Annotated in this window: 13 protein-coding genes; 10 read left to right on the plus strand and 3 right to left on the minus strand. The window is 67.6% G+C overall.

Annotation, left to right across the window (positions count from 1 at the left end; translation table 11 throughout):
- Window positions 1-123: 123 nt before the first annotated feature.
- Window positions 124-1,266, minus strand: a complete 1,143-nt coding sequence (locus tag AC27IY_RS19970) for a hypothetical protein (RefSeq protein WP_487178808.1) — start codon at window positions 1,264-1,266, stop codon at window positions 124-126.
- A 446-nt stretch (window positions 1,267-1,712) separates the two neighbouring features.
- Between AC27IY_RS19970 and AC27IY_RS19975 the strand changes: the two genes are divergently transcribed.
- The 3 genes from AC27IY_RS19975 to AC27IY_RS19985 all read left to right on the plus strand — a co-directional run bounded on the left by AC27IY_RS19975 (window position 1,713) and on the right by AC27IY_RS19985 (window position 4,324).
- Complete coding sequence (locus AC27IY_RS19975) at window positions 1,713-2,057, plus strand: hypothetical protein (RefSeq protein WP_487178809.1); 345 nt, start codon at window positions 1,713-1,715, stop codon at window positions 2,055-2,057.
- 524 nt (window positions 2,058-2,581) lie between these two features.
- Complete coding sequence (locus tag AC27IY_RS19980) at window positions 2,582-3,808, plus strand: GDSL-type esterase/lipase family protein (protein WP_423451728.1); 1,227 nt, start codon at window positions 2,582-2,584, stop codon at window positions 3,806-3,808.
- A 309-nt stretch (window positions 3,809-4,117) separates the two neighbouring features.
- Window positions 4,118-4,324 (plus strand): hypothetical protein, encoded by a 207-nt coding sequence (locus tag AC27IY_RS19985; RefSeq protein ID WP_487178810.1) that lies wholly within the window; start codon window positions 4,118-4,120, stop codon window positions 4,322-4,324.
- A gap of 30 nt (window positions 4,325-4,354) precedes the next feature.
- Here the strand turns inward: AC27IY_RS19985 and AC27IY_RS19990 are convergent, their stop codons facing one another.
- Window positions 4,355-5,446, minus strand: coding sequence for a baeRF10 domain-containing protein (locus AC27IY_RS19990; RefSeq protein ID WP_487178811.1), 1,092 nt, complete (start codon window positions 5,444-5,446; stop codon window positions 4,355-4,357).
- 234 nt (window positions 5,447-5,680) lie between these two features.
- Between AC27IY_RS19990 and AC27IY_RS19995 the strand changes: the two genes are divergently transcribed.
- The 6 genes from AC27IY_RS19995 to cutA all read left to right on the plus strand — a co-directional run bounded on the left by AC27IY_RS19995 (window position 5,681) and on the right by cutA (window position 10,970).
- Window positions 5,681-6,085 (plus strand): hypothetical protein, encoded by a 405-nt coding sequence (locus AC27IY_RS19995; protein ID WP_487178812.1) that lies wholly within the window; start codon window positions 5,681-5,683, stop codon window positions 6,083-6,085.
- Window positions 6,086-6,449: 364 nt separating this feature from the next.
- Window positions 6,450-6,905, plus strand: coding sequence for a DUF4383 domain-containing protein (locus AC27IY_RS20000; protein ID WP_371252620.1), 456 nt, complete (start codon window positions 6,450-6,452; stop codon window positions 6,903-6,905).
- Window positions 6,906-7,593: 688 nt separating this feature from the next.
- Window positions 7,594-7,830, plus strand: coding sequence for a site-specific integrase (locus AC27IY_RS20005; RefSeq protein WP_487178813.1), 237 nt, complete (start codon window positions 7,594-7,596; stop codon window positions 7,828-7,830).
- Between the two features lie 709 nt (window positions 7,831-8,539).
- Window positions 8,540-9,271 carry a hypothetical protein gene (locus tag AC27IY_RS20010; protein ID WP_487178814.1) on the plus strand — a complete coding sequence of 244 codons (732 nt, stop codon included), beginning with the start codon at window positions 8,540-8,542 and terminating at the stop codon, window positions 9,269-9,271.
- A gap of 382 nt (window positions 9,272-9,653) precedes the next feature.
- Entirely contained in the window at window positions 9,654-10,265 is a 612-nt protein-coding gene (locus AC27IY_RS20015; protein WP_487178815.1) for a GtrA family protein, read from the plus strand.
- 366 nt (window positions 10,266-10,631) lie between these two features.
- Window positions 10,632-10,970: a divalent-cation tolerance protein CutA gene (gene cutA / locus AC27IY_RS20020; RefSeq protein WP_487178816.1), complete on the plus strand. Its 339-nt coding sequence runs from the start codon at window positions 10,632-10,634 to the stop codon at window positions 10,968-10,970.
- Here cutA and AC27IY_RS20025 read toward each other — a convergent pair.
- Complete coding sequence (locus tag AC27IY_RS20025) at window positions 10,930-12,402, minus strand: helix-turn-helix domain-containing protein (RefSeq protein WP_487178817.1); 1,473 nt, start codon at window positions 12,400-12,402, stop codon at window positions 10,930-10,932. The two genes, cutA and AC27IY_RS20025, sit on opposite strands and share 41 nt — an antisense overlap.
- Window positions 12,403-12,778: 376 nt before the next feature.
- Between AC27IY_RS20025 and AC27IY_RS20030 the strand changes: the two genes are divergently transcribed.
- On the plus strand, window positions 12,779-13,012 hold the full coding sequence (locus AC27IY_RS20030; RefSeq protein ID WP_487178818.1) for a hypothetical protein: 234 nt from the start codon (window positions 12,779-12,781) through the stop codon (window positions 13,010-13,012).
- The last annotated feature ends 146 nt before the right edge of the window (window positions 13,013-13,158 follow it).

Here is a 13,158-nt window from a genome sequence, read left to right on the forward strand (position 1 = left end):
GTTTCAAAAAGATCAGCACCTCAGCGACGATCATGCGCGAGACCTGCCGAAGCTCGACCTCAGACATCGCCGAGCCGCACGAGCTGGTGAGCAGGCTCGTGGTCCGGCGGCCGCATGGTGCAGCTATGTGATCGTGTAGAGCGCGCCTTCGGCCAGCACGTGCGCCGCCTTGATGCCGTCAGGCACGCCCGGAGCCTCCAGCCACTTCGGCTCCAGGCGGTCCGCCCAATCGATGATCTCGGAGGCGAGGGCCAGCGCATCCGCGTCGCGGCCCTGCACAAGTTCCACGGCGAGCCGCAGGTACGCACCCTGCTGCGTCCCGTCGAGCCCGGCCGCCAACGCAGCGATCCGGTCGGCGACCCTCACGCCGTGCCCGGGATGCTGCGCGGCAAGGACGGCGAGTATGAAACGGATCCCCGGCGGCTCGGCTTCCCACCGTTCCAGCAGCACCGGAACCTGATCGCCGACGGTCCGGTACACCTCCTCGGTCCACGCACCCGGCTGGAGCGGCTCCCCTTCGTCCAGCGCGAGATCGGCGAACGCGACCAGGTTGTCGTTGCGGCGGCCACCAGCCATCATCAGCCACACGTAGAGGTCCCGGCGCTGCCGGGCCGGCACCACGTCGGCGACGATCAGCTGGGTGAGGAACGGCAGCGCGGGAGCTGTGGCCTCGTAGCAGTCGCCCTGGTGCAGCAGGTCGTCGCCGAACAGCTCATCGAGGACCTCGTCCCACTCCTCCGTGCCGTCCGCCAGCTCGCGCAGTAGGCCGGGAATGTCGTCGGCGGGCCCGTGCGCGTGCTCCAAATCGCCCCATGACACGTCGTCGAGACCGGTCAGCTCCACAACCCCCGGGGTGGCGAAGTCCGGTGTGAGCGCCAGTGGTTCCAGAGGTGGTGCCGGGGCGATGGTGACCTCCGGGACCGGCGGTCGCGCCTTTGTCCCCCTCGCCACGATCGGGGCGGTCCAGCTGCGATGCTCGGCTGTCCGGCTGATGTCGAACTGGCTGCCGCTACGGGGCCGGCCGCCGTACGTCCGCGCGATCGCCGCGGCTTCCCGGTTCACCGCATCGAACTGCCGATGACCCACGGTGTCGACCGGGTAGGGACCCTCGTCGAGCGCCATCACCAGCCAGCCGCCATGGGGGTGCGGACGTGCGAAAACGCAGGAGAACCCGTACTCCGCGAGCTGCTCGGCCAACGCGCGCGCGGCCACCTCGTCGGGCACGACGAAGTCATGCATCCCCGCCATCGCGCTCCAGCCGGCCACGCGCTCGTCTCCGTCCTGCCGCTCCTGCTGTCCTCCTGCCACCCTGCCCGATCAACCGTTCTCGTTTCACACGGCTGCCCGGCCTCCCGTGGAAGGTGAACTGGGACGATCACGCTACAGGTCCGCGCGCACATGATCGTACGGCGGAAGCTCGTGCGGCAGAGGTCTTCGCGAAGGCGACCAAGTCAGCGTGACCGGCACTCCACACATAGCTGGGCGGCTCGCTGCTCGTTCGTCATCGAGCGGCCCGGCTCGACATGCCGCGATTCCGCTGCACACCCTGATTCGCCTGGCCGGACGGATCCGCGCCCGGCGTGCCGAGCGCCGCTGCCGGTGACTGCGCCTGGATGTGTCCCGGCAAGCCCTTGCGGATTCGACAATAATCACTCACTGTAACTTTATGAACACGGAAAGTGTTTACGATGTCCCTCGCGAAAGGAAGATCCATGCGTCGGCACTCTGCCCTGGCTGCCGCCGGCTGCGCCCTCATGCTGGTTCTGGCCGTTCCCGGCCCCGCATCGGCCGCCACAGGCCAGTTCCGCTACTCCTACCAGACCGCCGACGGGTACGACGCCGTCGGCTTCATCAACGACCCCCCGAGCAGGAGATGCATCGACATCCAGGGAGCCGGATCTGACGGCACGTCGGCCGCCTACGCGCCGAAGAACCTGACCGACGCAACCGCCACGGTCTTCCTGGAGGCCGGCTGCACAGGGGATGTCTTCTACAGCCTGCGTCCCGGTGCGGGTGCTTCCGATCGCCTGCTGGTGCGCTCCGTCGTCTTCTCCTGAAGCGCGGATCCGGGCGTGGTGCCCTGCGGCCGTCAGCAGGGCGCCGATCGTCGCATCCGCCGCGCGAGAGCTCTCGACCGGGCGGCCAGGAGGCGATCCAGGGCGCCCTTGCCGCTGTGGATCTTCGTGACCGCACAAGGATCGGCTCGGAGACACTTCGCGGGCGCCCACCAGAAAGGACATCGCACACGACGGCAGAGCGGGCGGAGCTGAACAATACCTGGGGTTGGAGTCCGCGGACTGCCTCGTCTCATGCATCCCTCGTGAGCTGGGGAAACGGGCTTAAGCGCATGTTTGTGTGCTTCCACGCGCTGAAGGGCGACATCGCCATCGCCGAAGGCCCCGACCCGGACCACAGACAGCCCGGCAGGACTGGACGCCTTAGCAACACACCACTCATCTGACAAGAAAGCCAGCGGATCTCCGGCAGCCCCGAACACCGAGGTCAGGCGTACGTTCCCGTTCTTCCCCACTCCGAAGGCCGGCTCAAAAGGCGTCTCCCACGCACCGTGAAAGGAACAGCAGTGAGCGCTACCGTCCCGCAGCATCTCCGCAGCGTTCCCGCCGTCCCCCACCGCCCCCGTCACGTGCGCCGTGCCGGGCATGCCGGTCGGGTTCTGGCGATCCTGGCGCTGAGCGCCACGGCCCTGGCCGTTCCCGCACCCGCCCAGGCCCAGGCAACCGAGCAGGTGGCGGTGTCCTTGGGAGACAGCTTCATCTCCGGAGAGGCAGGCCGATGGTGGGGTAACAGCACGGTGTCTGCCGCTGCGGGCTGTACCCGCGGCGGAACCGACCGGGCCGCTTATCGCAGGCGTTTGATCTGCCACTACGACCCCCAGCAGGTGTATGGCGGCACGGCCGTGCAGGGAGAGGGCACCGGGTGTCACCGTTCCGATGCGGCCGAGATCACCGGACTGAGCCGGGCCGGGCTCACCCCGGTCAACCTGGCCTGTTCGGGGGCGGAGACCCGGCACGTCATCAACGAGGCGTTCAAGGAGAACACCGCTTCCCAAGCCGAACTGCTTGCGCAGGTTGCCGCCACCCAGCAGGTCGAGGTGGTCGTGCTGTCGATCGGCGGCAACGACCTGAACCTGTCCGGGATGCTGCGCCGCTGCGCCGCGCTGTACATGGCGGGCGACAAGCGCTCCTGCGCCTCCACCGGCGAGGGCGATCGGTTTGTCGCCGCGCTGCCGGCGGTGGAGCAACAGGTGACCCTGGCGGTGCAGAAGATCCGCCAGGTGATGAGCCAGGCGTCGGCCCGTTCTGCCGGCTACCGGCTGATCCTTCAGTCCTATCCCTCTCCGGTGCCCTCCTCGGCCCGGGTGCGCTATGGCGAGGGCGGTGGCGGCAAGACCGCCACGCGCACGCTCGTGGGCGGTTGCCCGCTGTGGGACGCCGACTTCGACCTGATGCACGACACCCTGGCACCGGCGATCGACGCCATGCTGCGCCGCGTCGCCACCGCGACCGGTGTGGAGTTCTTGAGCATGCTGGGCGCCGTGGAGGGCCACGCGTTGTGCGAGCAGGGCACACGCCAGGCCGGTCCGCTGGACGACGCCGCCGAACTGGGCGACACGATGGAGTGGGTACGGTACGGCACCGCCGGCGCGAGGATCAGTCAAGGACACCAGCAGGAGGCCATGCACCCTAACGCGTTCGGCCAGCAGGCGCTTGGCCGCTGCCTGCTGTCCCTCTACCGCGATCCCGGCACCCAGCCCTGCGACGCGGGCACGCCCAGGAGTCAAACCTGATCCATTCCACAGCCTGCGCATGGTCCTCGAAGGCACCCTCAGCGAACTCGCCCGACGGCCGGCGTTGCACGCGCTTCCGTCCCAGGGGGCGTGTGCCTTGCCGGGGGCGGCCACGTCACCGGACTCGAGCGGGCCCGGTGCGTGGGCGGACTTTTCAACGGGTGGTTCGTGCAGGGCTGTCAACGACGCCTGGTTGTTCGTCCCGAGCACAGGACAGGGCTCACCCCCCGCTGGGGTGAGCCCTGTTCCGGTGCCTCATCCGCCGACGGGCCACACCAGCATCAGATTGCGGAGAAGTCCATGTGAGGCATGCCCGCCCACGCCGCAGGATTCCCGGCAACCTTCCTGAACGGCACCCCAGCACCCGCCGTCGCGGCCACCGTGAACTCCTCCCGCGGCGGGGGCGTCGGGGCCCCTCTCGACCCGACCGCGGCGCTGAGCTGGGCGTTGCAGCGCCGGGCCGTGCTGCCGGCGCGGAGCACCGCAGACGGCTGGCGTGCCGCTGTCCGGCGCTAGGCCGGCGAACCAGCTCGACATGGGTGGTCCTCACCAGCGGAGCATCGCAGCCACTCCGCCCGCCTCGGCGAGCTCCTGCGCCGCTCCGGTCTCCAGCACGGTGACCTCGCCTCCGTACTCGAAGGTGAGCTCGATCATCTCCTCCTCCAGTTCCTCGGGGGTGACGCCCATGGGCTCGGAGTTCCACGGGCCCGCCTCGTCGAGCAGCAGGTGCTCGACCCGGCCCTGCCGCAGTAGGGAGAGGATGTCGTCGAGGCCGACCGCGCCGTCGCCGCCCGACAGGGCCAGGTCCCGGGCGCGCTCGGCCAGGGCGGCGTCGTTCCTGGCCCGCGCCTCGTCTAGAGCGGGGCGGACGAACTCCAGCACCTCCGACGGCGACAGAGCGGGATCGAGCACGGCGTCCATGTGGACGATCTCCGGGCCCGCCGGCAGCGCCTCGCCCAGCACTGAGGTGTCGCGGGGGTTGCCCACCAGCAGCAGCGTCTCCCAGCCCAGCCGCTGGGCCTGGCCCGCCACGTGCGGGACCGCGTCGCGCAGGTACTTGGTCAGGTGCTCCTCGACGCGCTGGTCGAAGCGGTCGGGGTGGATGCCGCGCCGGGAGAGCCCCGGCAGCGTCGCCTCTCCGGACGAGCCTGCGGTCGCCAGGTTGAAGATGACCGGCTCCAGCTCATCGGCCAGGCCGTACCGGCAGTCGAACAGCCGCACGCCGTCACGCCCCACCCTGGCCACCCCGGCGGGCCTGTCGGCCTGTACAGCGGTGACGAGCGGCAGCAGATAAGCGCGTTCCCTGAGGGTGGCGAGGTCACCCACCGGGAGCTGAAGCCACTCGGTGCGTACCTCGTCACCGGCCACCTGCGCGAACAGGGCACGTCCGAGACCGGGACCGGCCGGGTCGAGCAGTTCGTCGATCCGCGGCTCCAGCAGGTCGAGGCGGAGGCCCACGAGCCTGGCCCGCTCCTGGTCGGGGCCCGCGTCCAGGTCCTGGCGCAACGCGGCGATCTCGTTGCGCAGCCGGGTCCGCCCGGCCTGCGTGCCCGGCTCCATCGTCGTGTAGAGCGACAACACGCCGACCTCGTCGCCGAAGACCGCCAGCTCGGGTAGGTCTGCCTGGTCGAACACCATGACTCGCTCACCTCCGTAGGCAGGAGCCCGTTGCGCGGGCCCCAGCGTTGGGGGCTCTCCCATTTTACTGAAGCCGCCCGTCGTCCCGCCCTGGGAACCGGGTTGCGCCGTCGTACGGCCCTCCTCGTTTGTGCCTGATGACCTGGGGAAATAGCGCACTGAGCTGCTTGTCGCGGCGTCCGGTGCCCCAGCCTGCCTGGTCGGCCTTTTCCTCACTCACAGGGAGCATGGACGATGCGTACCCATGCGGCCCCGGCCCCGACAACCGTTGCGCCCGACGCCCAGCTCGCCGACGTGTCGCTCATCAGCCAGGCGGTGGTCGTCGGCGACCGGCGGCCGTACACCGCCGCGCTGATCACCCTGGACGCCGGCGCGCTGGCGTCATGGAAGCGGGCCGCCGGCAGGCCCGGGCAGGCCGGCCCGGCCGAGCTTCGCGACGATCCCGATCTGCTGGCCAGGCTGCAGACGGCCGTGGACGAGGCCAACACGATGGTGAGCCGGGCCGAGTCGATCCGCAGGTTCCGCATCCTTCCGGTGGACCTGACCGAACAGAACGGGTATCTGACCCCGACCCTGAAGGTCAAGCGCGCCCTGGTCCACAAGGACTTCGCGGCCGACATCGAGGAGCTGTACCGCTGAGTGGCGGACGGTGCTGCCGCTGTCACGCGGAGCCGGGTCATCCATCCCCACCGCCAGCTGACCCGCTGCCAAGCGACACCGCCGGTGTTCAAGATTCGCGACGAAGGCCCGAGACCCGGTGCCCGTCATCGAGGCTCGCGTCCGCCGTCCGGCCTTCACCACCACCTTGTGCAGCGCCGGCGGCCCCTGGCGTCGCCGTGGAAGGCCGCTCCCTGGAACCAGGCCACTGTCGCCAGCGACACAGCTCGCGTTGACGGAGTTCAGCCCGGACGGCTTCGAACGACATTCACGCAGGTCATATCGCTTGATGGCTGCCATGAGGGGTAGCCACAGATGGTTATCACCGGTACGACAAGGAGGCGCCATGAGCGGCGTTCTTTCCTCCGCCACCAAAACCCCGGTTCAGCTGGCGGCGCTCATCGTCGGCGCTGTGTTCCTGCTGATCGGCATCCTCGGGTTCATCCCCGGCATCACCACCAATCACGGTCAGATGCAGTTCGCCGGCCACGAGTCGGGCGCGATGCTGCTGGGCCTGTTCCAGGTGTCGGTCCTGCACAACATCGTCCACCTGGTGTTCGGGGTCGCCGGCGTCCTGCTGGCCAGGACGTGGGCAGGGGCACGCTGGTTCCTGCTCATCGGCGGCATCATCTACCTGGTGCTCTGGCTCTACGGGCTGTTCGTCCCGCACGGCAGCGGGGCCAACTTCGTCCCGTTCAACACGGCCGACAACTGGCTGCACCTGGTGCTGGGGGTCGTGATGATCGCGCTCGGGGCGATGGCGACGCGTGCGCAGCTCCAGCACCGCCTGGACACTCACTAGCCGAGCGCGGCGCATGTGGCCGCGCGCTCCAGGTCCCTTTGGTTCGGTGCCGGTCGAGCGGGGAGCCGGAGATGCGTGCCTTGGCGAACGCACAGCGTCTCAATCATCATTCTCGCCGAGTGACGCAGGCGGGTCTCCACCAGCGCGTCGATGTCGGCCAGCACCGCAGCACTGTCGCCTTCCCGGTGTGCGCCAGGCACGTCCCTTTTCGAGCAGTGGGTAGCGGCACCTTCCCGAGAGCTTTTCTGCTAGCAGAAATGGGTGGCTTGAGGCACCAGACCGCCGCCTCCAGCGTCACCATCGGCACTTCGCCACCGACCTCGAAGCACGCCAGCAGGCCGCCGTCCCACTCCTCCGCGAGCCGAAGCGTGTGACGCACCGGAGCCGTCCTCCTGCACGGTGTGCCGCTGCACCATCATCCCCGGGTTGGAGCAGAGCTCGTTCGGGCGTCACGTGCCTGCTCGCGGGGACGACCGTGGCAGGCGGCGGCGTCGGTTCGGCCACCGGGTTGCGCTTCACCACGACGTACTTCCTGGCATCCAGCGCCTGGAGTAGCCAGTCGGCCATGCGCAGCCGGTAGTCCTCCTCAGCGAACGGCCCAGCGCCTCGCTGCGGACCAAGTCGAGGTGCTCATCACACCCTCAGCGCCGTACGGGTGTGGGAAAGCCCCGAATCGCGGCTGTCACCCGTGATGGTGTGGACCCCGGCCCAGCTCGGTGCGTTCTTCGACGTGGCCGCACAGCATCGGCTCTATGCCCTCTTCCATCTCATCGCCTTCCGTGGGCTGCGCCGTGGCGAGGGATGCGGTGTCCGCTGGGAGGACCTCGACACGGACGAGCGCACGCTCAACGTCGCCAAGCAGCTCGTACAGATCGGGTGGAGCTTCGAAGAGGGGAGCCCAAGACAGAATCGAGCGACGGAGTGATCGCCCTCGACACCGGCACGGTCTCCGTACTGAAGGAGCACTGAGCTCGGCAGAACGAGGAGCGGCTGGAGTGGGGAGAGGACTGGACCGACACCGGCCGCATCTTCACTCACGAGAACACGTACACGACGGTCCTGCCGGAGCTGGCGCACGCGGCTGCCGAGGCGAGCGTCGCGATCGTTCCGAGGGCGGTCTCCCTAACTGGCGGTCTCCCCTCGGTCTCCCAAGAGGGCGCTGGCGAGCCTGCGGATTCCGGGGGAGAGGTGAAATCCCTGGTCAGAAGGGTTAAGAGTGGTAGGGCGCCCGGGGCTCGAACCCGGAACCTACGGATTAAAAGTGGAGGAACTACAGGAGTGATCATCCGGCTCTGACCTCGCAAAATGAGCTTCGCATACTCCGGGTATGCGAAGGTCGTTCCGCGCATGGTCCGGATCTTCGTACCGCCTCGAGTCTCCGCCATCCGGATGCCGACGGTTCACAGAACCTTGTCTGAAATGCAGCAGTCATAGCTCCTACCTGCAACAACGGCGCCTTACCTGTTTTCGAGTGAGGGCGACGACGCAGATACGACGCGCTGCATCCTGGTGTTCGTCTCTCAACCCCTCTCGCCTGATTCCCTCCAGCGATTTCACAAGGTCACCTTTTGAGCACGCCGATTGGCCCTGCCGCCGTGATGCGATAGAGACGAAACGTGCGCCGACTCCCCCCATTGTTCCTGGCCGCTCTTCTCGTTCTCAGCGCCTGCGCTGAGGATCCCGCTGCGCGTGCTGCCCGCGCCCACGCCGACCAGATCGCCGAGCAACTCGGCCGTGGCCTCGGCTGGAACGCCGAGGACGTTGGCTGGGTGCTCTCCCGTGACAAAGATGTCGACGTGTACTCCGTGACAGGCACCAGGTACAGCACCACCGATCAGGGGCGTATTCTGCTACGGATCCGCGCCACCAGCCGGGTCGGCGCAGACGGCCAGCCGCAACCAGTGAACGAAGCCACCCGCGCCTACGAGGCAACCCATGGCCCGTTCCCGAGCACCTACCTGGTGGCATCCTTATGCTTCGAAATCTCGGTCTCCTACTCTGACACCGGCGTGGCCGAGGTCGACTGCCCGGCGGGCGAACCGCGAGTCTTCCGCTCCCCAGCGTCGATCCCGGACAACGCCTTCGAATGGCTGAAGATGCACCTCCCCAAGACCCCCGACCTGATGGCCGCCCGTAAGGCGGTCGACCAGCTCGACCTTGACGACCGCATCGGTAAGGACGTAGCCGAGATCGACGGCGTGATTGGCATCGCGCTGCGCGAGCGCCCAGGAGAATGCCTATTCGCCCGTGTCCGCCAGCAGGGCGTCGAGGTCTGGCGCCCCTCCCGCGTGCAGGCAATGCCTGGGGAGAGCAGTTGCAGTGCCGCCGAGGCCGCCAACGGCCACGCTCAGCGCCCGCCTCACTGAAGTAAAGGACGGATCCAACGGAGCCTGCGGATTAAAAGATCCAGTTCGGACCGTTCGAAATCGCTCAATGCAGGCCAGTGGTTGTGTACGGCCTCCCCTGAACGCTCCTGAAAACGGCATAGAATTGCAACGGCAACGGCAACTGGCGGCAGCTGTGCCGACGGGTAGAGTCAGCCAGACCTCCGGTACCTGCCGATTGGAAGATGCCTCGATCAAGGTCTGCGGCTCTGACTCGCTGTTCGGTGTCCGTGGATGTTCGCTGTGTTCCGCCGATATTCGCGCGCTTGGCTATACACGTGGCTGTACAGCCGGTTCTGGCAGGGGGCCTGCTCCGGCGCCTACAGCCGCCCCCAGGTCGGGTCACGGACAGTAGGCTTCGCCGATGACCGAATCCATGCCGCCCGGCGGCGCGGCGCTCGATGTAGACGGGCGAACGAGAAGATCGGGATGCTTCGAAGTCGCAAACACCGTCCTTGCAAGATTGCCGGGACCGCTGCAAGCCCGTGTGCTGAAGCATCATGAGCTGCTGAAGTTCGCGGTGGTGGGTGGAACCGCGTTCCTGGTGGACAACGCGGTGTTCTATGGGCTGAAGCTGACCATTCTGGAGCCGAAGCCGGTGACTGCGAAGGTCATTGCGGTGCTCGTGGCGACAATCGTGTCCTACGTGCTGAACCGTGAATGGTCGTTCAGGACGAGGGGCGGCCGCGAGCGCCATCACGAGGCGGCACTGTTCTTCTTGATCAGTGGCGTCGGTCTGGTGCTCAGCTCCGTGCCGCTATGGATCTCCCGGTACGTATTCCTACTGGAGACCCCGGACGTGAGCCTGGTCACCCAGGAGATCGCCGACTTCATGAGCGCGCAGGTCATCGGCACGCTGATTGCCATGGTCTTCCGTTTCTGGGCGTTCCGGAAGTGGGTCTTCCCCGACGAGGAGACTCCCCCCGACAGCGTGCGGCTGGCTCCAGTTCCCAAGCCTGATGACGAGGCGGTCTGATCACAGCCGGAATCACTAGAGGCTTCAGTCAGCAGCAACTGTTCGGCGGCTATCAGCCACCGCGAACGGTGATCCAGGGTGAGGAACGAACCCTGGATCGTCGATCGCCCCCAGCCATTTACGGCGTCCAGCCATGCAGTGGCGATCGTAGGGCGGTATCTGTGCGGCGGCGGGGCAACCCCGGCCCGTGCGTTCGGTTGGTACGGCGGGGCCGGCGTGCGGTGCCCGGCCCGGTGTCCCGCCCGCCGTCCGGGACCGGCCCCCAGGCCGCACGCCCGGACGGCGGGCGGGCGGAGGGCCGGGGGTACGGCGGCGCGCCGCGCCGCCGCTTGATACCTACAAGAACAATTCGGCAGTGTAAGAGGCGTGGCCGACTACATCGAGGTTCATGTAACCGCTGGTGATCGAGGCGAGGCCGGCAGGATCTGCCGGGTCGTGGTGGAGCGGCGGTTGGCTGCTTGTGCTCAGGTGGTCGGGCCGATCACATCGACATACTGGTGGGAGGGCAAGGTCGAAGAGGCCGAGGAGTGGTTGGTGTTGCTCAAGACCACCGCTGACCTCTTCGACGAGCTGGCCGCGGGCGTGCGGGAGGTGCACTCCTACGATGTGCCGGAGATCATCGCTGTTCCGGTACTGGAGGGAAGCTCGGACTATCTGGCGTGGATTACGCAGGAGACTGGTTCAGGCTCCGATGCGCCGAGTTGATGGCGGCCAGGAGTTCCCGGGCTGAGGGGTCTCGCTTGCCGCTCAGTGCCTTTTCCACTCCGGCGAGTTGCTGGAACGCCCAGCGGGATTCGGTGCGTTGGGCGGTTTCCAGGGCCCGGCGTCCGCTGGTGATGCCTTCGTTGAGGTCGCCGATGCGGAGCTGGGCGGCGGCGATGTCGGCGTGGACTGCGGCGATCTTCTTGTGATCGGTCTCGTGTGACAAGGCGTTGAGGGCTGTTTGGCCTTCGTCGATGACGCGTTGTTCGTCGCCGAGATTCACGTAGGTGGAGAGCCGGTAGGCGGCCATGCGACCGGGGTCCAAGAAGCGCGTCCAAGCTCGTTCGCGGCGCGGGCGTGCGTCGCCGTATATCTCCCTTGCTTGTTCCAGGCGGGTGAGGGCTTGGCGGTCGTTGAGGCCGGCGAGTTCTTCGGCTTCGCGGGCCAGGAGCCAGGCGCGGGTGGCGTTGTCGCCCTCGGCTGGGAGGTACTGCTGGGCGAGGCGGATGTTCTGGAGCGCCGGGCCGCCGCGAGTGGCATAGGAGCGGTAGGCGTAGGCGCAGGCTTGGATGATGGGGTGTCCGCTCTCCTGAGCTGCCAGGGCGGCGATGCGGTCGAATGCGGCGGACTGTGATGGTTGCTTGATCTCCCATGCGATCCACGAAGCCAGTACCGCGGCTTCGCCGGCGGTGGCGGCCAGGCGGCGGCGTAGACGGTCGGGAAGTCCCGCGTGCAGCAGTGTGCTCAGTTCGTTGAGGTGTGCGGTGAGGCCCTGGTAGAGGGAACGGGCGGGCATGACCTCTTCGAGACGGTGGAAGCCGACCGTGCGCGCTTCGAGGCGTTCGACGGTGTCCTCTTGATCGGCTCGTGAGCCGGAGAGGGCCAGGGTCAGCCGCTCCCAGGGGTTCGCGATGGAGGCGGCGCTTTCGGCGGTCAGTCCGGCTGCGATGAGGAGCATTGTTCGGCGGTTCACGTGTGCGTCCAGCCTTCCCACGATCCAGGCCAGCGTCAGTACGTCTACGTCGCAAGCGTCGTTCGGCTGGCGCGAGCCGATGACTACTTGTTCCACGTTAAGAAGGCTGCTTGCTGGTGTTCCATCCCGTGCCGGGATGGGTGGGGGCGGGTGCGGGACGCCGGTGAGAATCCGCGGGGCGAGGCCGAGGAGCATGCGGGCGGGGTCGGGCAGACCCAGGCCGTCGGCGATGCGCTCGAAGACGTCGAGTGCGGTGACTTGGGCCTTGCCTTGCATGTACTCGCTGACTTTGCCCTGGCTGAAGCCGACGGCGACGCCGATGCGGGTCTGGCTGATGCCTGCGTACTGGCGGACGAGCCGGAAGAGGTGGCCGATGTCGCGATTTGTGAGGGCGGTGCGCATTTCGGGGCGTTGCCACAGGTCGGCCGGTATGACGACCGGTTCGGCCCCGTCTGCGGGCATCTGCCGCTTCCCCTCGCGTCCTTGGACTGCTGGTGATTCCACGCTCACGGACCGGAGTCATCCCGTCAAGGGATAGTGCTGATCCCGGTCTTGGATTCCGGCTCGGGATGGGTTGCCTTGTCGCAGGTGAGGACGCTTGTCCCATGACTCGGAGCGATCAACCGACAAGTGAGAGGTGCCGGGCCTGCCGGGCCAAAGGCTGGCGCTGGGTGCGCAAGAGCCGCGCCGACGCGCTGCGCCGTCTCGACGGTGCGGCCGTGGAGCTTGTGCAGGTGACCTGCTTCGAGTGCTCGGGAGTCGGGAGAAAGCGAGCGTCGTAGTGGAGATCATCACGGGCTGCGTCAGTCCGCACGTCCGCGAGGCCAAGGAGGGGCACATGCAGTTGGTCTGGCGTGAGCCGGTGAAGGCCCAGGAACGTGCCCGCGTTGTGGCCTGGTCGTGTCACTGCCGATCGACGGTGTACGAGCTGTGCTGTGTCGGCGGGCAGGCGTACATCCGCCGGACGGAGTACGACGACCGCGGCGGGGAGATGGCCTCCGAGACCTACCGGTGGGCGTACAAGAAGGCTGCCGAGGTCTGGAGCGCCCTGCTACGTGGCCAGGTGGTGTAGGCGGGGTTCGATGGCGCGGTACCCGGAATGGGACCGCGCCATCGCCTTTTCCGGGGTAGGGCTATCTGTCCTGAGAAGGGGTTGCCCAGGCATCATGCGCTGATAGCCTGCTTGGCTAGACAGGCATGCTGAATGCGGGAGCCCTG

The organism is Nonomuraea sp. B208 (assembly GCF_057536035.1).